This is a genomic window from Alteromonas sp. ABH4_454, assembly GCF_056311775.1.
Genome location: NZ_CM149972.1, coordinates 967,966 through 988,782, shown reverse-complemented (window position 1 = coordinate 988,782; position 20,817 = coordinate 967,966). Strand labels below are relative to the sequence as shown.

Sequence of the window (20,817 nt, the reverse complement as noted above, 5' to 3'; positions counted from 1 at the left end):
AACCCGTCGTCCTATTGAGTGTCTTCGATAGGACGACTCATGCCTTTTAGGTGAGACACTACGCTGCGTCCCAAGGCACTTAGGTCATAGCCGCCTTCTAGCATACTTACGATACGACCTTCGCAACATGTATCGGCAACGGCGCGAAGCTGTTGGCTTACCCAGAAATAGTCATCTTCCACTAGGCGTAGATGAGCCATTGGGTCTTCAGCATGAGCATCAAAGCCTGCAGAGATAAAAATCAGTTCAGGCTGAAAGTTACGTAATGCATCGAACCAATACTGCACTTTTTCCCTAAAAACGCCTCCCGTAGCACCAGCCTCAAGCGGTACCGAGAGAATATTACTTGCTGAAACCGGCGAGCCACTGTGTGGGTAGAAGGGATGCTGAAAACTACTGCACAACATTATGCGCTGGTCGCCGGCGACAATTTGCTCGGTACCATTTCCGTGGTGCACATCAAAGTCGACAATGGCAACCCGTTTTAGCTCATAGTTTTGAAGCGCGTAGCGAGCAGCTATAACAATGTTATTAAAAATGCAAAACCCCATAGCACTATCGTATGTCGCGTGGTGCCCGGGTGGTCTAGTGGCACAGAAGGCTTGGCGGTCATTGCCTTCCATTACCCAATCGACAGCATTACACCCTGCTCCCGCCGACTCTAGCGCAGCATTTAAGCTGTGGCGCATCAAACCTGTGTCTTCATCTAACCAAGCCACATTGTCTTTGTTTTCTGAATACAGCGTTTTTTCGTGGTCGTTAAAGATAGATTGAGCTGCATGCTCGAACACACTCTTCACATAATATGGGTCGTGCGCTAGTTTCAGGTAGGCTTCAGCAATGGGAGTGGCGTCAGCATGCTCACACACCATATCTAATCCTGACGAAAGCAGTTGGTCATCAATAGCAAATAACCGGTCTGGCGATTCGGGATGGTCCTTGCCTAAATCGTGTTTGGTGCCGTGTTTGCCTCGAAATATTTTAATTGTCATGCAGTGATGCCACGTCTAGTACTAACTCTATATCACTGGGGTCGCCAGTAAATTTCCGTTTAAATTTAGCTTGTTCGAAGATAGTGATCATGGGGCTATTATCGCCACGCACATAGGCCATCATTTTCGCAATGCCTCTTATTTTTGCTACCGTGATAAGCTCGTTTAACAATCGGCTCGCCATGCCTTTTCCTTGCTGGGTTTCTCGAGTAACAAAAGCAGCTTCGCAGGTATTGTCGTTTGGGTTGTAGTAAAAACGCCCCACTGCGTGGATAGTAATGCGCGAGCCCTCTTGCCTCACAATACAGAGCGCCGCATCAGAGCTTTGATCTACCGACACCAAGTTACACGACTTTTCACGGGACATTTGTTTCGGGTCGTAGTTGTAGCGCAGCCTTAATGTTTCTTTTGTGTGGGAATAAAAGAATTCTTGCAGCCGTCTTTCGTCTGCCGGATTCAGAGGGCGCATGTAGAACGTCTCGCCTTGAATATTAAGCTTTTTAAGCTGAATAGCTCCCAGCTCCGGGATATCTGTGGGGTACTTTTCTTGATAATGGGGCACCCAATAATGCTGACGCACTTCTTCTAACAATGCTGCACGGAACTTAGGGTGGGCCACGCGAATAAGCTCTAGCGCACGCTCTCGAATACTCTTACCTTTAAGTGACGCTATACCGTACTCAGTCACCACATACTGCACATTACCGCGGGAAGTTACCACGCCTGCGCCTTCGCTTATACGCGGCGTAATACGTGAAATAGTTTCATTTTTTGCGGTAGAAGGAAGCGCAATAATGGCTTTACCGCCTTTACTAATAGACGCACCAGTGACGAAATCAACCTGCCCGCCTATGCCACTGTAAAAGTCATAGCCCAGTGAGTCGGCTACCACCTGCCCGGTTAAGTCCACTTCAAGGGCACTGTTTATGGCAACCATATTGTCGTTTTTAGCGATATTAGTCGGCTTGTTGACATAGCTGCTTGGGTAAAATTCAATATGCGGGTTGCTGTCGATTAAATCGTATAGCTTGCGTGTACCAATGGCAAAACTGGTAACAATTTTACCGGGGTGGAAAGTTTTCTTTTTGTTCGTAATCGCACCAGATTCCAACAGTTCGATAATACTATCGGTAAGCATTTCGCTATGAATACCTAAATCTTTGTGATTACACAGGTATTTCAGCGTGGCGCTGGGTATTTTTCCAATACCAAATTGGAGCGTTGCGCCATCATCCACCAGCATAGATACGTACTGGCCTATACGTTCTGCGACTGAGTCTATTGGCGGCGGCGTCACTTCTACTAGTGGCTCTTCGGCTTCTATACACGCCGTTATCTCACTGATATGAATATAAGAGTGCCCAGAGGTTCTCGGCACCTGAGGGTTAATTTGAGCAATGACCTTTTTGCTTTGCCTAATGGCAGACATAGCAATATCTACAGCTGGGCCTAGTGAGCAGTAGCCGAATTCATCAGGAGGGCTTACATTGACAAGGGCTGCATCGAGCGCCAGCGTGCCATCGCTAAACAAACTTGAAATTTCAGAAAGGAATACGGGGGTATAGTCGGCGCGACCTTCATCGACAGCTTTTCGCATGGCTTCACCGCCAATAAAAAACGTATTCGCTTTAAAAAGGTTTTTATACTCGTCTTTTACCCACCTCGTATCGCCTAAGGCCAGCATATGCACCAGTTCGATGTCACTGAACCCTTCGCTGTTATCAATAAGGTGCTGAACCAACGCGTGGGGTACTGCTGCGTTTCCGCCAACAAAGACACGACAACCCGACTTTATCAACGACGACCATTGCGGCTCTTGAGGTAAGTTAAATGCCATTTCCACCTGCCCTGTTTTAAGCAATATCCCATCATGCCATAAATACAGGCAATTTCATGTATTAACCCGATGCAACGCTATAAGCGATTAGTCTTACCCTTACAAACTAATACGCAGATACAAAAAAGCCTACATCATCGATAGTTACCCAGGCGGTTATCGATAAGTAGGCTTCTAACAGAGTTTTTAGCTTTTAATTGCTAGGCGTTGCTTTTTGTTTAGATTGCTCAGTATAGACTGCCAAGCATAGATGCTTAACGAAGCACGGTAGCCTAGCTTTAGAAAACTGAAGCTAAGCAGCCGTTACCATGACGCTTAATACCCTAGTAGCGGAATTTTTCCAACCAATTTCTGAAAAAAGGTGAAATAACGGACTTACTGTTCGCAAGTCGATGCCCATCGTTTAGAAGCAACAGCTGCGCCTTTTGATGGCGGGCATACTTAAGGCTGTTCTCAATTGGCACGATATCATCATTCCAGCCGTGCACTAGACTAACATAGCCGTCGTACGGAAAGCGTTGAACTTTATAGTTGGGTAAATAAAGCGCTGGCGCCATCAAAAATACGCCTCTGGCAGAGATCTGACTGGCGGCAGCAAGTGATACATAGCCGCCCATGCTCGAGCCTACTAACACAACGTCATTACACTTTTCAGCGATAGTTTCTTTCAATCGCTCTAAGCGGGCTTCGGGGCAGTCGAGATCTTGATAATCGATACTCTCAACACCAAAGCCCATATCGTTTGCTACATTCGAAAGCGTGGTTATCTTACTGCCCCATGGCCCGCTTTCTTTACCGTGAGAAAAAACAACCGTGGTCATTACCAATATCCCTATGTAAAAAATGAAAAATTTTTTCCCACTCTAGCGTACTTACTCGTTACTTGTCTTCCTTATGGAATAGTTTTTCTACCATAACGTAAAACATGGGAACGAAAAATATGGCTAAGAAGGTCGCTGCAAACATACCGCCCATTACCGCAATACCAATTGCATTTTGGCTTGCCGCTCCTGCGCCACTGGCAAGCGCTAGTGGCGTAACCCCTAAGATGAATGCCATAGACGTCATCAATATTGGACGGAAGCGCTGAGCAGCCGCATTAGATACAGCCGTCATTAGGTCTTCACCGTTTTCGTACTGCTCTTTAGCAAACTCTACAATAAGAATGGCGTTTTTCGCCGCTAAGCCTACCGTCGTTAAAAACGCTACCTGCAGATAAACGTCATTAGGTAAATTAAAGATAAAGGCAGCGGTAACTGAACCCAATATCCCTAACGGCACCACTAGCATAACTGCAAACGGTACCGACCAGCTTTCGTATAGTGCGGCTAAGCAAAGGAATACCACCAGTATTGAAAGCGCATAAAGCATAGGTGCTTGAGACCCTGCCTCCTGTTCTTCATAAGATAAGCCTGACCATTCAATTGCAAAACCAGCCGGCAACTGCTCAACCAGCTTTTGCATTTCAGCCATGGCTTCACCTGAAGAAATGCCTGGTGCTGCACTACCTTGTATGTTTACCGACGATATACCGTTAAAGCGCTCTAACTTGGGCGAGCCATATACCCACTCGGTTGTTGAGAAGGTGCTGAAAGCCACCATTTCTCCGTCGCTGTTGCGCACGAACCATTTCTCAAGGTCTTCTGGCGTCATACGATGAGGAAGGTCCGCCTGCATGTACACCCGCTTAATTCGCCCTTTATCGATAAAGTCGTTCACATAGCTTGAACCCCAAGCAATTTGCAGCGCACTGTTAATATCACTTAGATTTAAGCCAAGTGCAGACGCCTTTTCACTATCAATATTGATTTTAAATTGGGGAACATCGCTCAAACCGTTAGGGCGGACACCCGCCAATTTCGGGTTTTGTGCCGCCATACCTAACAGCTGATTACGGGCATTCATAAGGGCTTCATGACCATTGCCACCGCGGTCCACCAGCTGCATATCAAAGCCTGTTGCGTTACCTAATTCCATAATGGGTGGTGGCACAATAGGAAATGCTGAAGCATCTTGAATCTGGCCAAATGCGCCAAAAGCTCGGTTCATTACAGCAAAGGCCGAGTTACTCTCGTCACGTACACTCCAGTCGTTGAAGTTTAAGAATGCCATACCGGCATTTTGCGCTTGTCCTGCAAAGCTAAAGCCCACTACCGCAAACATACCGTTTACTGCTTCGCTCTCTTCTTCAAGAATGTAGTCTTCCACTTGCTTAATGGATTCAAGGGTACGGCCTGCCGTAGCACCTGGTGGCGTGCTTACCAACACCATCATTCGACCTTGGTCTTCATCTGGAAGGAAGGCACCAGGAAGCTGACTGAAAATAAACACCATCCCGCCAACAAGTAAGCCGTATACAACGAAATAATGCTTAAAACGCTTCGCCATGTGGTTGGTCGTTTTCTGATAGCGGTCGCGCCCTTTGTTAAACGTGCGGTTAAACCACCCAAAGAAACCTTTATTTTTATCGTGATCCTCGGAATGCTGCTTCAATAACGTGGCGCATAAAGAAGGCGAGAGTACGATAGCCACCAACACAGAAAACGCCATCGCTGAAACAATAGTTACTGAAAACTGACGATAAATAGCCCCGGCTGAACCGCTGAAGAACGCCATAGGGATAAATACCGTTGATAGCACAGCGGCAATGCCCACAAGTGCGCCAGTAATCTGTGACATAGACTTCTTTGTCGCTTCAGCAGGCGGCAAGCCTTCTTCTTCCATGATACGCTCAACGTTTTCTACAACAACGATAGCGTCATCAACAAGAAGGCCGATAGCCAGCACCATGGCAAACATGGTCAATACGTTGATGCTAAAACCAAAGGCCAGTAGCACCGAGAAAGTCCCAAGTAGTACAACAGGTACGGCAATGGTGGGAATAAGCGTTGCGCGCCAGTTTTGAAGAAACAGCAGCATCACTAAAAAAACCAACACAACCGCTTCGATAAGTGTATGTACTACTGACTCTATAGACAGCTCGATGAAAGGCGAACTGTCTACGGGGTAAACCACTTTCACCGTATCAGGTAAATTTGAGCGTAGCTCTTCAACGCGAGCTTTCACTGCTTTGATAGTGTCTAGCGCGTTTGCGCCAGAAGCAAGGCTTATCGCCATACCAGACGCGGGTTTACGGTCATAGCGAACAATAACATCGTAACTTTGCGCACCCAGCTCTACTCGGGCCACATCACGGACACGCACCTGAGAACCGTCTGTGTTCACACGTAGCACGATATTTTCAAAATCTTCAACGGTTTGAAGGCGACTTTGTGCCTGAATAGTGGCGTTAATTTGCTGATTTTCGATAGCAGGTAACCCGCCCAACTGACCTGCTGAGACATCGGTATTTTGTACCTGAACTGCGGCCTGTACGTCATTTGGCGTTAGGTTGAAGCTGTACAATTTATCTGGGTCTAGCCAAATACGCATAGAGCGCTGCGCACCGAACACCCTTACGTTACCTACACCGTTTACTCGGGAAATAGGGTCTTGAAAGTTAGAGACGAGCATGTCACTCAGGTCATACTGCGTTATCGAATCGTCTTCAGAATAGAAGCCTACGGCTAATGCAAATGCACTATTTGCCTTGGTAACGGTAACCCCTTGCTGCTGAACCTGCGTTGGCAGTAAAGGTAACGCGCCCTGCACCTTATTCTGAGTCTGGACCTGGGCAATATCAGGGTCGGCACCTGGCTCAAACGTCAGGGTTATTGACATGCTGCTGTTAGAGCTACTTGCCGAAAAATAACGGAGATTATCGATACCCGTTAAGCTTTGCTCAATGACCTGCGTTACCGAGTTTTCAACGGTTTCTGCTGAAGCACCAGGATACGTTGCCGAGATAGTGACCGACGGTGGCGCAACTTTAGGGTATTGTTCAATGGGGAGTGAGGTTATCGCCAACACACCTGCCATCATTGTGATAATTGCCAGCACCCATGCAAACACGGGCCTGTCTATGAAAAAACGAGCCATATTACTTAAATCCCTTGTTTGCTATCGTGAGCCGCGTGAAGATGGTTGCCATTCTGACGGGTTAACTTTCGCCCCAGGCTTTACCTTTTGATAACCAGTTACAATGACTTTTTCGCCTTCATTTACGCCGCTTATCACCACGTACTGATCACGATATATCTTACCGATTTCTAAGGTTCGGCCTTCTACCTCGTTGTTCTGGTTCACTACGTAAACCGAGAGCGAACCGTCAGGCTGGCGAGTCGTCGCGCGCTGAGGAACCAAAAGCGCATTTTCACGACCGGTAATGACATGGCCCTTTACAAACAAGCCAGGAAGCAACACACCATCAGGGTTTGGCATTTCGGCGCGAAGGGTAACCGAGCCCGTAGATTCATCTACGGTCACTTCTGAAAATTTCACGCTGCCTGTTTTTTCGTAACGCTTGCCAGTAACTTCATCTACAGTCAGCTCAACATCCATTGAGCCTTGCTTACGCATAGACTGGCGCAGCGTGATGATAGACGCACCAGACTCCTGCATATCAATATAAACTGGGTCTAACTGAGTAATAGTGGCTAACTGCTGGGCTTGGTTCGTGGTAACCAATGTACCTTCGGTAACATATGAACGGCTAATTCGTCCGCCTATAGGCGCGTAAACCTTGGTATAGCCCATGTTTACCTTTGCTACATCTACTGCTGCTTCCGCCACGCTGATAGCGGCTTGCGCCTGATCTTTTTGCGCAATTACGTCATCGTATTCCTGCTTACTTACTGCATTTTGTGCAACAAGGTCGTCGTAACGTCGCGCCTTAGCTTCCAAGGTCTTTAGATTTGCTTGAACGCTTTTCAGATCCGCTTTTGCGCTGTTTAATTGGGCAAGGTAACGTGCCTCATCAATTTGATACAGTTGCTGCCCTTTTTCCACATGAGCGCCTTCTTCAAACAAGCGCTCAGTGATAACACCATCCACCTGAGGTCGCACTTGCGATTGGCGCGACGGGCTTACTCGCCCTGGTAACACCATTTCATGTACTACAGGTTGCTGTTTCAGCGTAACTACCGACACCGATGGTGCAGGCATACCTTGCTGAGCACCTTGCTGTGCTTGCTCGCCTTCATTCGAACACCCAGTAACACCTAATAGTGTTATTAGTGCTGCAGTAACATAAAAAATGCGACTCATAAATTTTCTATTTCCCAATAACTTTCACATAGAACGCGATTTGCGTTCTATACGGATAAATTAAACGTAAGTTTTGCTTCCAATGCGCCGATTCATCCTGCTCCTATAGCTTGGACGTGAGGACAATCGAAAAAGACGTGGCATAGTTAAGCGATCATTGATACGAATCTACGCGCTTATAGGTCATATTGTGCGCATTTATCACATACAAGAAAAGTCAATGAAGCTGAAGTTACCGATGTTGTCGGTCAATTACCGAAGCCTGTATACATTATGCGAATAATACGAAGTTAAACGCCAATACACATTCTATTTAAACGAATAATAGCGGCTAAGAGTTTGATAGGCGTGAATGACCGCTTGAGCATCTTGCTGTGTTCCACCTTTGTCAGGGTGCGCCGATTGCAGCGAGCGTTTGTAGATACGTTTTAACTGCAGCAGCGTGACAGGCTCGTTCAGGGAAAGACCAAGTACAGCATGCGCTTTTTCAATATCACCTTGCTTATAGCTGACAGTATCTCCCTTCAGCATCCTTTCCCAAAACGCGTTTAGCAGGTTATCGACCGTATCGCGATCAGCCTCTTCAAAATTCTCCCAATTTAGATAGTACGCAGCAAGTGGATCAGGGTTTTCCAGCGTCGTCACACCTAAACCATTATTGCTTTGCGTCAAATGACGCTCATTAAACAGGTTTAGCTTTATGCCAAGTGCGTGAATCTCTAACACACCTTCGTTTTGTTCTATCCAATACTGCCTCAATTGATACAGTGCATGAAACAGAATAAAGTGCGTTTTAAAAAGCATGAGCGGGTCACGCAAAGCATCTTCATCGAAAAGCTGATAAGGCGGCTTTTTTAATATTTCAATAAGCGCATATTCCGTAATGCCATTGATAAACTGGCTTTTTTGCGTCGATAAGATATCAACGAGGAGTTCAGCTTGCATTGCGTACGTGTGGCTAGCGTCCGGTTGTGTATACAAAACCTGGTACCTATAACTTGATGCCGATAAAAAAGACAGGACCAGTGTACAAATATGTTACCCGCGGGCCTAGTCGAATTTTTCTTTAACGAAAGTAAACCAAATTACCGCTTTCGCTGTTAAAGTAGGTTGGTCAAACTAAAAAGAATAACTTTGGAGTTCCCTTGAAAGCACTCATTGCCCTTACCAGTATTGTTGGTTTTTTGATGGTGGTGTTACCCGGACCACTATATCAGTATGCTGGTGTCAGTTTAGGCACCGCATTTACGTCACTACGCTTTGGTGTATACGTAGGTGGTGCGGCGTTGATACTGATTATTCTACAAGTATTAATTAATCGTAAGAACGTAAGTTGGGGTAGTACATTTATATGTGCTGTTCTTGCTCTAGTAGCCGTTGGCATGCCCGTTAGCATGATGAGCAAGGCTAGCGCCGTACCGCCAATTCACGATATTACCACCGACGTAACGAACCCGCCTGAATTTGTTGCCATTGCACCGCTTAGAGAAGGTGCGCCAAATTCTATTGCCTATGAAGGCGGTGATGTGACGAAGCAACAGCTTGAAGCATACCCTGAAATTAAAACTCAGCTGCTTCCTCAACCTACAAATCAGGTGTATATGGCTGCTGAAAAAGCCATAGAAGCTCTGGGTTGGGAACGCGTAAATGAGGGCGCACTGCCAAACACACTAGAAGCCACAGATACAACGGCGTGGTTCGGGTTTAAGGATGATGTGGTCATTCGCTTGACAGTTAAGAGCGACGATACCCTTGTTGATATTCGCAGTAAGTCGCGCGTAGGTAAAAGTGACTTGGGCAAAAATGCTGAACGCATCGAAACCTTTATGGCAGAGCTACGAAACCAGCTAGGTTATCAATAAGCTCACCTAGAAAATCAAACGCAAAATAAAAAGCCCGACAGTTAATCACTGTCGGGCTTTTTATTTTATCAACCTATCAAACGGGCTAAACACCCCCATTAAAACCAGAACTCGGTTTTGGAGTACTAGTGCGCGAGTTTGAGTACCACAACGCCGGCCACAATAAGCGCCACGCCAAAGTAACGCGCTAAGGACGACGGGTCGCCGTAAAACATTACGCCTACTAAAAATGTGCCCGCGGCACCTATCCCTGTCCATACAGCATACGCTGTACCTATGGGTATTTGCTTTTGTGCCATCCAAAGGCAAAAACCACTGGCAGCCATGAAACCTATGGCTAGCAGAATTCCCATAATGCGGGTTTCCGCCTCTTGCGACATCTTAAGTCCTACGGGCCATCCAATTTCCAGTAAGCCCGCAACAATCAAATAAATCCAGCTCACTTATGTATCCTTCAAAACAGCAGGTTTGGCTTATTTGTAAAAGTATACTTATTCGTTGAAAGCAAGATACTCAACGCACCTTAGTATTTTGCTATTCAGCGTTTTTTCACTAAAGGCTCGCCAGCTGGATACTTACCATCCCCAAAACCGCAGCATTTAAACGGTTAAACCAACGCCAAAAATTGGGCCGCTGCATATGATGGGCAAAACGTGCTGTAAGCGTACTTAAACCAATAAACCACACAATAGACGCACCTATCGCACCACCCACAAACCACCATTTATTTTCCTGCCACTGGCTCGCCAAATTACCCATTAGCAGCAATGTATCTAAATAAAAGTGTGGGTTTAGCCAAGTTACGGCTAGCGCAATAAGTAGCGCTTTTTTAAACGACAGCTGCTTTTGTGCCATCTCTAATACAAGGGCATCATTAGCCAGCGAAGACTTTATTTTGTTAAACGCTATCCACAACAAAAAGGCTACGCCAGCCCACTTAGTTACCGTAACTAGCATTGGGTACTCTTGCAGCAATAAGCCGAATCCCATAGCGCCTAAGCTAATCGAAATGGCATCGCTTAGAATAAACAGTAAGACAAATAGTGTGGTCCACTGTTTTTTCATGGACTGCTCAATCAGAAAGCTGTTTTGCGCACCTACTGCGATGATAAGGGTGCCGCCCATTACAAAACCACTCGTTGCTGCCGCTAACATGCCAAATGCCTCTTAAAATAATAAATTGAAAGTACGCTTCTATTGCTCGGTCTTTCGCTGCTTGGCTTTATGGTGCCTAACGTTAGGTGTAGCCGGCCAAACAAGAATTTGAAGTGGCGCTATTTTATACAGCTTGCGATACTTAATTAAATTAATGATACTTGTATTCAATAAGTAAAATTAATAACTTTAACTTTCCTTTCACAGGTTCTAAAAAATGCTCGATTACGATGCCCTTCGATGCTTTCATGAAGTACTGCGCTATGGTGGCTTTGAAAAAGGCGCTCAGGCGCTAAACCTTACGCAGTCTGCGGTGTCGCAAAAAATTAAACGTCTTGAACAAAGCGTGGGCGGGCCTGTTATGGTGCGAACAAAGCCCCTTCGTGCTACACCGTTAGGGCAAGAATTGCTAGCGCATATACAAAAAGTGAGTGTGCTAGAAGAAGCGCTGAATATAAAAAGTGGTTTAGAAGCCTCGGCGGTACCTATCAGCGTAGCGGTGAATAACGATGTGCTCGCTACTTGGTTTTCGCAAGTTATGGCAGCATTCAGCGATAAGCGGGCCAACCCAGTTCACATTGTTAACGCGGATCAAACCCAAACACGAGACATTCTTCAGCAAGGTCGCGTTATGGCATGTATTAGTCAAACAGGTACACCGGTTACTGGCGGGCAATCGGTAAGACTGGGCACCATGCGCTATCAACTTTATGCGTCACCACGGTTTATTGAGCGATATCTTCACAAGGGCATAACGCCTGACAACGTGATGAATACGCCAGGCCTTTTATATGATGAATACGATGTTACGTTACTTACTGACTATCAAAGGGAATGTTTAAATATTTCGCCTACTTTTACCACGTGTCACTGGTATCCCTCGTCTCATGGGTTTGTAAAAATGGCACTGGACGGCGTGGTGTGGGCCCTACTCCCGACTCTTCAGGTGGCACAAGAAGTGAAAGAAGGCGAGCTTATTGCGCTTTTCCCAGACAAGGCGCTAGCTGTTCCTCTTTTTTGGCACTATGCAACGCTCGAGTCGGCTGCGCTTGCCGACCTCACTAAAGCTGTAAAACAGGTCGCGAAGGCACAATTAAGATAACGCCACATCAAGAGCTAGTAGCAAACACCGCGTTTTTACGCTTTTCTTTGACGCTATACATCAATTTGTCGGCTTTGTTTAGCAAACTCGGCAAGTCTTTGTAGCGTTCTTTTGTGATGTAAGCACCTACACTCGCCGTGGTGTTTATCACCACATTTTCTGTTCTGATATCACGCTCGGATAAGCTTTCCTCAATGCGGGCGGCCAATCGCTCAGACTGACCTTCACTATAGCAGTGACTTAATACCACAAACTCATCGCCTCCTAGGCGCCCCACGGCGTCTTGCTCGCGACAGCGACTCATTAAAATTTTTGCCACCACCTGCAAGACCTTATCTCCTGCGTGGTGTCCATATTGGTCATTAATCTCTTTAAATTTATCAATATCAATGAAAAGCAGTGTTAAGTAGCCACCCTCTTTGTTGAAATTATTCAGCAGCGTCTGCGCTACGCCTTCCCAACCGGCGCGGTTTAACACATTACATAAAGAGTCTGTAGATGCGCGTTTAAATGCACTAAGCCTGTCGTCATTAAGCTTTTTCACTTTTCTTGACGTTGCAATGGCAAAAATAAAGGCCTCGATAGTTATCCCTAATACAAGGGAGTATCGATATAAAAATGGCGATACTTCTGTAAAAACCAAACGGAAAAGCATGGACAAAACCATCACTGCAATCCCAAGCATTACTAAATTTGCACAATGCACCTTACGATAGGCAGCATAAACACAACTTGATAGCGTGCACGTCATAGTAATAAGTGTAATCAGACTCAACATGCTGTTAATTTTCATGGCATCTGAGCCTGGAAGAATCAACTGAACGACAGAAAGCGCGAGTGCTGCACATGCCATTCCAAGCATAAATTGGCGCTGCCAACCTTTTAGAAGCGTTTTAAAATCAAGTAGCTGATCTAAGAATTTCACACCTGCAAAAAGGGTAATTCCAGCAAATAGTAAATGCAGTTGGAAATTCGCAAGCAAAGCGACTTGCGGAAATACAATGTTCAACAGCCCTTCTTGGAGCAAAAAGAATACGCCAGCACTGAAAACGTAGAAGCTATACGAATACAGGCCATAGTTGCGCATACTTGCCCCCAGCATGCCTACGTATAGAGTAAGTGCCAAACAAAAGCCAATAAATAAGCTCATTGTGAGAGTGTGAATAGAAGCAAATTTATGAAAATCACCAAGCGGCGTCACCTTGACCGATACGCGGCGTTCCACCTGTGCGTTGATATCTAAATAAAAGCGGTTGTTTGAATTGTTGATTATGTATGCTTCAAAGGCACTAGGTAATCTTTCAACTTTGCGCATTTTGCTATCGTATAGCTGGTTGTAATTAATATAATTACGCGGAAAATACAGAACATATTGCGCATCGACATTACAGCTCAACGCAAGCCGCTGATCACCCGCTTTAAGAAGAAAGGTTGTTGAAGTGGATGCATCAATTTCGTTTTTGAAGTTACATTTAGCAAGCGAGTAAGAGCTTGCTGCACATAAGACAAGCCCTAATAATAAGCGAATAAAATTACCTGACACACGCCATGTCATAGATTTGCTTCCTACTGGTACCGCAGCCAAATCCATGTAGCAAAAATATCCCTGTACGGCTATTACACTAAGATAAGTTATGCTCGGTTATATTTAGGTATAAAAACCAACACACATTAAGTTTAGTTTATAAATTTAAGTTCGCTCGAAAAATTTTACTTTTATTTAACGTCGTTCAATGGCGGGTATGGCAAAGTAAGCATCTAAGTCTGACTCTTTTAATGCATCGAGTTTGCGCTTTCTCTGCGCTCTTTCATTAATGGTTTCCCCAAATACTTCCATGTGCAAATCGGCTATAAGGGCCTTACCTTCTTCTTTGCTGATTAAGCCTATGACTTCACCGGCGTGCATGAATCCTTGCACGCGATACTTTTCTGCCTCTACCTTTTTCCCATCTTTACTTGCTTTGTAAAGGCTTACCAGTTGCTCTTTGCAAGCGTCTAAAAATAGTTGTTTTTCACTCTCGTTTTGCATTTTCGCATTCCTTTTATTCGCCGGTATACCATAGCGGCATTTGCTAGTTTTAGATAGCGCCATCAAAGTTAGCTAAATGTCGCGTTGCCCTCGCTCTTAGTACTATCGATAACTGCAACTAAAGTTCATTGGTGAGAACGCCATATACCACCTACGCTTTATCAAGTGCTGGAAGTTAAACTTTCCAGGAAGTCACAGACAAACGTAAGCGAGCATCACTATGCGAGTAAAAATAGCCTTGGGAATGATAACAGTCTTGGCGTTTGCTCCCCTTGTTACAGCTAAGGGGGCAGCAAAAGGAAATGCTCATCATTGGGAAACGTCCCCTCATCACTTGTCTGCTCTTGTGGGCACAACCTACACGAAAGAATGTGGTAACGCATTCACATTGGGCATCGATTATGAATACCGGCTAAGTGATTTCTTAGGGGTGGGTTTTGTTGCTGAATATGCCTTTGAAGACTTAGACGCTTATACTTATCTACTTGTTGCCGACCTTCACATTACTAATAACTTTATCGCACAAATAGGCCCTGGCGTTGAGTTTCACGGCAGCCACAAGATGGAAGTAGCCCGAGTAGGCTTATTGTACGAGTTTGAAATGTCGGGTTTTACCGTATCGCCCCAGCTTCATTACGATTACCACAGAAACCACAAAAGCGCCGTTGTTGCTGGGTTAGCAATTGGTATGTCGTTTTAAACCACCTGCCCTGCTGCCCAACCGCTACTCCACGCCCATTGGAAGTTAAAGCCACCGAGCCAGCCAGTAACGTCAACTACCTCACCAATGAAGTACAAGCCTTCTACGTTTTTAGCCATCATGGTTTTTGACGAAAGTTCGTTGGTGTCTACGCCACCAATGGTAACTTCTGCTGTTCGGTAGCCTTCGGTGCCATTAGGCTTTATTTGCCAATTTTCTAATGTGTCAGCAATAGCATCGCATTCGCTGTGAGTTAGCTGTTTTACCGGTACATTGCGCCAGTTATGATAATCAATAAAGCTTTGCACCATGCGTTTGGGGAATACTTTATTTAAGCAGGTAGCAAGCAGTGCATCTGGCGTTTCGGTGCGAGCAGTTTGTATAAGTGCCGTGGCATCATCATTAGGCAGCGTATTAATGCTTAAGCTGTCACCTGCCTCCCAATAACTTGAAATTTGCAGCATAGCCGGGCCGCTCAATCCACGATGGGTAAAGAGCATCGCTTCTTTAAACGTAGTGTCGTTACAGCTAGCGTACACGTCAACGGCTATACCGCTAAGCTCTGCCAGCGTCTCTTTGTCTTTATCGTGTAAGGTAAAGGGCACAAGAGCGGCCCGCGTGGGTAATACGTTCAGGCCAAATTGCTGCGCAATTTTGTAACCGAATGGCGTCGCCCCCAGCTTTGGCATACTTAAACCACCGGTCGCGATTACTAAAGACTCACAGCTATATTCGCCATTGGAAGTAGTTAGTAAGTACCCACCCTCAACTTTTTCTACGCTTGAGATTTCACAGCGAGTGGTTATGGTGACACCTGCTTTTTTACACTCGTTAAGTAATAAGTCGACGATGTCTTTTGCGCTGTCATCACAAAATAGCTGACCTAAGGTTTTTTCGTGATAGGCAATACCATGTTCAGCAACCAAACCGATAAAGTCCCACTGGGTATAGCGGCTTAATGCCGACTTACAAAAGTGCGGGTTTTGCGAAAGGAAATTTTCTGGCCCAGCGTACATATTAGTGAAATTGCAGCGCCCACCGCCAGACATAAGGATCTTACGGCCTACTTTTTTGGCATGATCGAGCACTTCTACACTGCGCCCGCGCGCGCCTGCCTGTGACGCACAGAAAAGCCCTGCTGCACCTGCTCCAATAACAATAACATCGCGCTTAATCACTTTGTATTCACCTTACATCAAGCCAAAAAAACTCACGCTCATTCAAGCGTAGGTTAAGAGTTCGGGATTATACGTAATAAGCCTTGCTGCACAACGCAAAGCCCAATCTTACTGTAAATTTAATCTAGTTCTTTAGTAGAAAATTATGGGTTTTAATACTTTTTAACAATACTAAAGAAATTTTAATTCCTCTATAAATACGCTCCAAGATTGAGGTGCAACTCAATTTGAACGAACAAACAAACGAACAAAACAAGCAGTAACTACTTCACAAATTACAGAGGATTGTATCCATGGAAGAGTTCTTAGCGTCACTTGATATTAACCAATACCTGCCAGCCGCCTTGGCGTGGGCAACGAACATATTACTTGCTTTGGCAATTTTAATAATTGGCCTATGGGTAGCGAGTAAGGTGTATAACGCTATTGTCGCTATTGCTAATAGCCACCCTCAACTTGATGACACACTATTTAAGTTTTTTGGTAGCGTAGCGCGCTATACCATTCTTGCTTTTGTTGGCATAGCGGTACTTAATCGCTTTGGTGTACAAACAGCATCTATTATTGCGCTGTTAGGTGCCGCAGGTTTAGCGATAGGCTTAGCACTTCAAGGTACACTATCTAACTTGGCTGCAGGCGTCATGCTACTTATCTTCCGCCCCTATAAAGTAAATGACTTTGTCGATGCTGCGGGTAAGTTCGGTAAAGTAACCGAAATCGACTTATTCACTACTATTTTGCAAACCTTCGATAATCAGCAAATTATCATTCCAAATAGCCAAATTTGGGGCGAGCAAATTGTTAACCATTCTCACCATGAAATTCGTGGCGTAGACATGACCTTTGGTATTGCCTACAACGAAAACATTGATGCTGCTCGTGCCGTTATCGACAAAGTGTTGGCAGACCACCCGCACGTACTTAAAGACCCAGCACCATTTGTTGAAGTGTCTACCCTTAACGATAGCTCAGTAGACTTTATTGTGCGTCCATTCTGTCACGGCGAGCATTACTTCGATATTCTGTTCTCAGTGCCAGAGAAGATTAAGAAAGCGCTAGATGAAGCTAACATTGAAATTCCGTTCCCGCACCGTAAAGTGATTGTGGTAAACGAAAACGCATAGCGCGCAGGTAAGTAATAACGTCCTAGTAAGCAAAAAGGCAGCCGATTGGCTGCCCTTTTTATGTTCTGGTTTTAGTCAGTTATGAACCGACTTACGCCTTATCTTTTTTAGGAAACACGGCTAAGGGATGCGTAGTAATTAACTGAACGAACGCACGAGTATTTGGCTTAATGGCGTTTTCATGGCTTACACGTACTTTAAGTTCATCGCCGCTGTCTAGCATAACTGCATAAAGTCTGCTTTCGCCCTCATAGCGCACCCACTCTACCGTACAGTTAGTTTCGCTGTGAGCTGCATCTAGGCTTAAATCGTCAGGGCGTACGAGCAAATCCACATTGCCGTTAGCACCTTGAAGCGGCGTGCCCGGCACGTTTCCAATTTCAGTTACTACTGTCTTGTCTATATTTGCTGCGCTACCGTCAAAGGTTGCAGTTAAGAAGCTTGCTTCACCCATAAAGCGCGCCACAAATCGGCTAGCTGGCGAAGAGTAGCAGGCTTCAGGTGTGTCTAGTTGCTCCAACACGCCTTTGTTTAATATGCCCACTCTATCGCCAACACTTAACGCTTCTTCCTGATCGTGGGTTACCCAAATTGCGGGCACGCCTGCCTTTTTAAGCGCATCGCGAATTTCCCAGCGCAAGCTGTCTTTTAACGCTGCATCAAGGTTTGAAAGTGGCTCGTCTAGCAGTACAAAAGAAGGTTCGTGCGCAAGGGTTCTTGCCAGCGCAACACGCTGCTTTTGCCCACCGGAAAGGCGTGCAGGTTTAGCATCGCGGAAGTTATCTAAACCTAACAGTTTCAGCCAATGATCGGCAAGCTTAGTATCTTTTAAGCGAAAACAAACGTTCTGCTGAACGGTAAGGTGTGGAAACAACGCAAAGTCTTGAAACACCATGCCCACGTTTCGCTTTTCTGGCGGCACGTGTTTGCTTGCTGTACTTTCCCATTTACCCAGGCTCATTGCACCTTCTGAAATAGGGATAAGCCCTGCCAATGCCTGCAAAATAGTCGTTTTACCGCAGCCAGTTGGCCCCACCAACATCAGGATTTCGTCTTGCCCAAGCTCAAGATTTAACTTGTCGACAACGCGGGTAGACCCATAATTCACTGACAAATTACTTACACTAAGCATTACGAACGATCATCCTCGGTAACGGTGAACTGGGCTTTTCTTTCGCCCGACAGCATGAGAATTAATCCCACACCAGATAATAAAACAAGTAGAAGGCCAGGTACGGCAGCACGTCCAAAGTAACCCGCCTCGTAAACACGCCACATGTAAGTGGCTAAGGTTTCAAAACCTGTAGGCCCCAACATCAGCGTGGCAGGCAGCTCACGCATGGCTTCTAAAAATACTAAAGCAGCCCCTGCAATCATACCACGAAGGGTAAGCGGCAGCGTAACCCGTATAAAGGCTTCCCTTGGGCTAGCACCAAGTACGCGGGCAGCTTTAACCAACCCCGAATCTATATTCTCGGCGGTACTTCTAACACTTCCCACCGCAAGAGGAATAAAACGCAGTACATAGGCCATAACCAATAAACTTAAAGTTTGATACAGCGCAGGTAAGTACTTAAGGCCCACGTACACCAGCGCTGTTCCCATAACGATACCTGGTACACCAAAGCCGAAATAAGTAATACGCTCCATAAAGCGGCCAGCTTTGCCTGCAATAGCCGCGTGAGCAACCGGAATGGCAAGAAGCACGGCCACAATCGCGGCAATAAATGACGCATGGGCTGAATTCCATGCATAGCTTAATTCAAAGCCACCTGTGCCCTCTCGCACTAACCACAGCGTGAAAATAGCTAGGGGAAGTACAATAGCCATAAATACAACGGGCATGGTCGCAAGCAACATGAGGTTGCGCTGCCAGCGTGCAGGAAATAAAGATAAGTGCTTTCCTGGGCGTTCTTGCGCCCCACCTATTCGGCTTTCTATAAACAGAATAAGCCCAACAATCACCATAAGCTGCAGACTTAGCATAGCCGCCTGGCTCAAACCAAAAGCGTTATATTCAACAAAGATAACGCGGGTAAAGGTGTCGAAGCCCATTATTGCGGGTGTGCCAAAATCAGATAACGCGTAAAGCGCAGCAAGAAGTGCCCCCGCAGCAACGCTGTTTACTACGCGCGGTAGCACCACACGCCATAAGCTAGCACCTAACGACAGACCTAGCGTACGCGCCGCGTTAACTAAGCTTGCATCTAAACTCAACAGGCTCGAGCGTGTTGTCATCATTACAAAGGGATAGGTGTATAGGCTCATGACCAACGCTGAGCCCCACAAGCCGCTAATAGGGGGTGTGCTAATTCCTAGAACGTTTTCAATCTCTCCGCCAATACCAAATGAGAAGTACATGGCGAATGCGCCAATATAGCTAGGCAACGCCAGTGGCGCAGCAAGTAGAATTAGCCAGAAGCGCTTGAACGGCATTTGCACATAGGCGGTTAAAAAGGCAAGGGGTACACCAATAAGCACCGAACCAATGATGGTAAGTACTACCAATGAAATAGTATTGCCTAGTACACGAAGGTTATGGGTATCGAAAAGCTGGGCACTATCTTGAGCTAAAGAAAACAAAACGCCGACGGGCAATAAAGCCATCAGCGCAATAAGTAGTGCCAGTGGATACGACTTTGGCCAGTTTGTCACAGTACGCCAACTTCCCTCATAAGGTTAAGCGTTGGGCGTAAATCAGCCAGTTTACGAAGATCCATTTCAGGTGGCGAAAGCGTGCTTAAATCCGCCAAGCCTTGTGGTGGTTCAACCCCTTGAACCAAAGGTATTTCATATGCCTCGCGAGCAAGGTAAGACTGTACTTCGTGCGACAGCAGATACCGGATAAAGTTAACCGGTAAGTCACCGTCGCTTAATGCCACAATGCCAGACGCATTAACCAAGCAACCTGCATCGCCTTTGCTGTAAGCAAGGGCCACATTTGCGTTTGGTTTACCCGATTTAAGGCGAAGAGTGTAGTAGTGATTTGCAAAGCCAATATCTACTTCGCCACGTTCAACGCCCATCACTACACCAAGTTCACCCGCATACTTTTTCGAATGCTTATTAATGCCTTTAAGCCATGATTTAGTGGCTTTATCGCCTTCCAAAATACGCATGGCGGTGACGAAAGACTGAAATGATGAATAAGCCGGTGCCCAGCCCACTTTCAAATCGCTATCAGCTAACGCCATCACGCTTTCCGGGATTTGTTCGGGCTTAACGCGCTCTGTGTTATACGGCAGTGTACGCACACGCCCAGTTACCGGTGACCAGCTAGGGTACTGAAAATCTTCGCGAAGCTGCGAACGCAAGTCATCAGGCAACGGCTTTGCAGCGCCTGCGTCAGTCACAACGCCAATAGACCCTGTATCGACCGCCCAAAACAAGTCAGCGCGTTTAACGCCCGCTTTTGTTTCAGCAACAATGGTATTTGCCAGTGCTGCTGAGCCGCCGCGTCTAACTTTTAGGTTCAACTTGGGGTTGCGCTTTTCAATGGCTTTTAGAACATTTTCGTACAGGCCGCCTTCGCCACGCCCTAAATAAAGGGTGAGATCACCTTCTAATTTAGGCAAAGACTCAACTGACACACTGCCAGTTTGGGTCATGGCGTGGGCAAAACTAAACGGCAAGCCAGTCAATGCACCGGCTGCTGCTAAGCCTTGTAAGAATGTTCTACGTTGCATACCCCTT

Annotated in this window: 18 protein-coding genes; 4 read left to right on the top strand and 14 right to left on the bottom strand. The window is 46.0% G+C overall.

What is annotated here, in order from left to right; translation table 11 throughout:
- Positions 1-11 precede the first annotated feature (11 nt).
- The 6 genes from ACYX4W_RS04350 to ACYX4W_RS04325 all read right to left on the bottom strand — a co-directional run bounded on the left by ACYX4W_RS04350 (position 12) and on the right by ACYX4W_RS04325 (position 8,955).
- On the bottom strand, positions 12-992 hold the full coding sequence (locus ACYX4W_RS04350) for a histone deacetylase family protein (protein ID WP_476055280.1): 981 nt from the start codon (positions 990-992) through the stop codon (positions 12-14).
- Positions 982-2,829 carry a GNAT family N-acetyltransferase gene (locus ACYX4W_RS04345; protein WP_476074790.1) on the bottom strand — a complete coding sequence of 616 codons (1,848 nt, stop codon included), beginning with the start codon at positions 2,827-2,829 and terminating at the stop codon, positions 982-984. Before ACYX4W_RS04345 ends, ACYX4W_RS04350 begins: the two co-directional genes overlap by 11 nt.
- Positions 2,830-3,152: 323 nt before the next feature.
- On the bottom strand, positions 3,153-3,650 hold the full coding sequence (locus tag ACYX4W_RS04340; protein ID WP_118490741.1) for an alpha/beta hydrolase: 498 nt from the start codon (positions 3,648-3,650) through the stop codon (positions 3,153-3,155).
- Positions 3,651-3,708: 58 nt separating this feature from the next.
- Complete coding sequence (locus ACYX4W_RS04335; RefSeq protein WP_476074789.1) at positions 3,709-6,807, bottom strand: efflux RND transporter permease subunit; 3,099 nt, start codon at positions 6,805-6,807, stop codon at positions 3,709-3,711.
- Between the two features lie 21 nt (positions 6,808-6,828).
- Positions 6,829-7,974, bottom strand: a complete 1,146-nt coding sequence (locus tag ACYX4W_RS04330; protein ID WP_476074788.1) for an efflux RND transporter periplasmic adaptor subunit — start codon at positions 7,972-7,974, stop codon at positions 6,829-6,831.
- A gap of 309 nt (positions 7,975-8,283) precedes the next feature.
- Positions 8,284-8,955, bottom strand: coding sequence for a DNA-J related domain-containing protein (locus tag ACYX4W_RS04325; protein WP_476074787.1), 672 nt, complete (start codon positions 8,953-8,955; stop codon positions 8,284-8,286).
- 164 nt (positions 8,956-9,119) lie between these two features.
- Between ACYX4W_RS04325 and ACYX4W_RS04320 the strand changes: the two genes are divergently transcribed.
- Positions 9,120-9,836, top strand: coding sequence for a DUF1499 domain-containing protein (locus ACYX4W_RS04320; RefSeq protein ID WP_476074786.1), 717 nt, complete (start codon positions 9,120-9,122; stop codon positions 9,834-9,836).
- A 125-nt stretch (positions 9,837-9,961) separates the two neighbouring features.
- Here the strand turns inward: ACYX4W_RS04320 and ACYX4W_RS04315 are convergent, their stop codons facing one another.
- Together ACYX4W_RS04315 and ACYX4W_RS04310 are read right to left on the bottom strand one after the other, a co-directional pair.
- The gene (locus ACYX4W_RS04315) at positions 9,962-10,279 is read right to left on the bottom strand and encodes a DMT family transporter (protein ID WP_118490751.1); all 318 of its coding nucleotides are present in this window, start codon (positions 10,277-10,279) and stop codon (positions 9,962-9,964) included.
- A gap of 109 nt (positions 10,280-10,388) precedes the next feature.
- Positions 10,389-10,991: a LysE/ArgO family amino acid transporter gene (locus ACYX4W_RS04310; protein WP_179981984.1), complete on the bottom strand. Its 603-nt coding sequence runs from the start codon at positions 10,989-10,991 to the stop codon at positions 10,389-10,391.
- A 217-nt stretch (positions 10,992-11,208) separates the two neighbouring features.
- Between ACYX4W_RS04310 and ACYX4W_RS04305 the strand changes: the two genes are divergently transcribed.
- Positions 11,209-12,093: an ArgP/LysG family DNA-binding transcriptional regulator gene (locus ACYX4W_RS04305; RefSeq protein WP_476074785.1), complete on the top strand. Its 885-nt coding sequence runs from the start codon at positions 11,209-11,211 to the stop codon at positions 12,091-12,093.
- Positions 12,094-12,100: 7 nt separating this feature from the next.
- On the opposite strand, the gene ACYX4W_RS04300 is transcribed toward ACYX4W_RS04305, so the two are convergent.
- Both ACYX4W_RS04300 and ACYX4W_RS04295 read right to left on the bottom strand, forming a co-directional pair.
- Positions 12,101-13,684, bottom strand: coding sequence for a diguanylate cyclase (locus ACYX4W_RS04300; protein WP_476074784.1), 1,584 nt, complete (start codon positions 13,682-13,684; stop codon positions 12,101-12,103).
- 129 nt (positions 13,685-13,813) lie between these two features.
- A complete protein-coding gene (locus ACYX4W_RS04295; protein ID WP_476074783.1) occupies positions 13,814-14,122 on the bottom strand; it encodes a hypothetical protein in 309 nt (102 codons plus the stop codon).
- Positions 14,123-14,342: 220 nt separating this feature from the next.
- On the opposite strand from ACYX4W_RS04295, the gene ACYX4W_RS04290 reads away from it, so the two are divergent.
- Complete coding sequence (locus tag ACYX4W_RS04290) at positions 14,343-14,822, top strand: hypothetical protein (RefSeq protein WP_476074782.1); 480 nt, start codon at positions 14,343-14,345, stop codon at positions 14,820-14,822.
- On the opposite strand, the gene ACYX4W_RS04285 is transcribed toward ACYX4W_RS04290, so the two are convergent.
- Positions 14,819-16,000 (bottom strand): BaiN/RdsA family NAD(P)/FAD-dependent oxidoreductase, encoded by a 1,182-nt coding sequence (locus ACYX4W_RS04285; RefSeq protein ID WP_476074781.1) that lies wholly within the window; start codon positions 15,998-16,000, stop codon positions 14,819-14,821. The two genes, ACYX4W_RS04290 and ACYX4W_RS04285, sit on opposite strands and share 4 nt — an antisense overlap.
- 293 nt (positions 16,001-16,293) lie before the next feature.
- Between ACYX4W_RS04285 and ACYX4W_RS04280 the strand changes: the two genes are divergently transcribed.
- The gene (locus ACYX4W_RS04280) at positions 16,294-17,124 is read left to right on the top strand and encodes a mechanosensitive ion channel family protein (protein WP_476074780.1); all 831 of its coding nucleotides are present in this window, start codon (positions 16,294-16,296) and stop codon (positions 17,122-17,124) included.
- A 91-nt stretch (positions 17,125-17,215) separates the two neighbouring features.
- Here ACYX4W_RS04280 and ACYX4W_RS04275 read toward each other — a convergent pair whose 3' ends face one another.
- The 3 genes from ACYX4W_RS04275 to ACYX4W_RS04265 are packed head-to-tail and all read right to left on the bottom strand — an operon-like array spanning position 17,216 to position 20,810.
- Positions 17,216-18,256: an ABC transporter ATP-binding protein gene (locus tag ACYX4W_RS04275; protein ID WP_476074779.1), complete on the bottom strand. Its 1,041-nt coding sequence runs from the start codon at positions 18,254-18,256 to the stop codon at positions 17,216-17,218.
- Positions 18,256-19,779 carry an ABC transporter permease gene (locus ACYX4W_RS04270; protein ID WP_474802961.1) on the bottom strand — a complete coding sequence of 508 codons (1,524 nt, stop codon included), beginning with the start codon at positions 19,777-19,779 and terminating at the stop codon, positions 18,256-18,258. Before ACYX4W_RS04270 ends, ACYX4W_RS04275 begins: the two co-directional genes overlap by 1 nt.
- Complete coding sequence (locus ACYX4W_RS04265; protein WP_476074778.1) at positions 19,776-20,810, bottom strand: extracellular solute-binding protein; 1,035 nt, start codon at positions 20,808-20,810, stop codon at positions 19,776-19,778. The genes ACYX4W_RS04270 and ACYX4W_RS04265 overlap by 4 nt, the downstream gene beginning before the upstream one ends.
- Positions 20,811-20,817 lie beyond the last annotated feature (7 nt).

Bases quoted from the DNA above. Each gene is read 5' to 3' on its own strand.
- ACYX4W_RS04330 (WP_476074788.1), bottom strand. From the start codon at position 7,974: ATGAGTCGCATTTTTTATGTTACTGCAGCACTAATAACACTATTAGGT.
- ACYX4W_RS04275 (WP_476074779.1), bottom strand. From the start codon at position 18,256: ATGCTTAGTGTAAGTAATTTGTCAGTGAATTATGGGTCTACCCGCGTT.
- ACYX4W_RS04340 (WP_118490741.1), bottom strand. From the start codon at position 3,650: ATGACCACGGTTGTTTTTTCTCACGGTAAAGAAAGCGGGCCATGGGGC.
- ACYX4W_RS04345 (WP_476074790.1), bottom strand. From the start codon at position 2,829: ATGGCATTTAACTTACCTCAAGAGCCGCAATGGTCGTCGTTGATAAAG.
- ACYX4W_RS04290 (WP_476074782.1), top strand. From the start codon at position 14,343: ATGCGAGTAAAAATAGCCTTGGGAATGATAACAGTCTTGGCGTTTGCT.
- ACYX4W_RS04310 (WP_179981984.1), bottom strand. From the start codon at position 10,991: ATGTTAGCGGCAGCAACGAGTGGTTTTGTAATGGGCGGCACCCTTATC.
- ACYX4W_RS04350 (WP_476055280.1), bottom strand. From the start codon at position 992: ATGACAATTAAAATATTTCGAGGCAAACACGGCACCAAACACGATTTA.
- ACYX4W_RS04280 (WP_476074780.1), top strand. From the start codon at position 16,294: ATGGAAGAGTTCTTAGCGTCACTTGATATTAACCAATACCTGCCAGCC.
- ACYX4W_RS04305 (WP_476074785.1), top strand. From the start codon at position 11,209: ATGCTCGATTACGATGCCCTTCGATGCTTTCATGAAGTACTGCGCTAT.
- ACYX4W_RS04295 (WP_476074783.1), bottom strand. From the start codon at position 14,122: ATGCAAAACGAGAGTGAAAAACAACTATTTTTAGACGCTTGCAAAGAG.
- ACYX4W_RS04265 (WP_476074778.1), bottom strand. From the start codon at position 20,810: ATGCAACGTAGAACATTCTTACAAGGCTTAGCAGCAGCCGGTGCATTG.
- ACYX4W_RS04300 (WP_476074784.1), bottom strand. From the start codon at position 13,684: ATGGATTTGGCTGCGGTACCAGTAGGAAGCAAATCTATGACATGGCGT.
- ACYX4W_RS04335 (WP_476074789.1), bottom strand. From the start codon at position 6,807: ATGGCTCGTTTTTTCATAGACAGGCCCGTGTTTGCATGGGTGCTGGCA.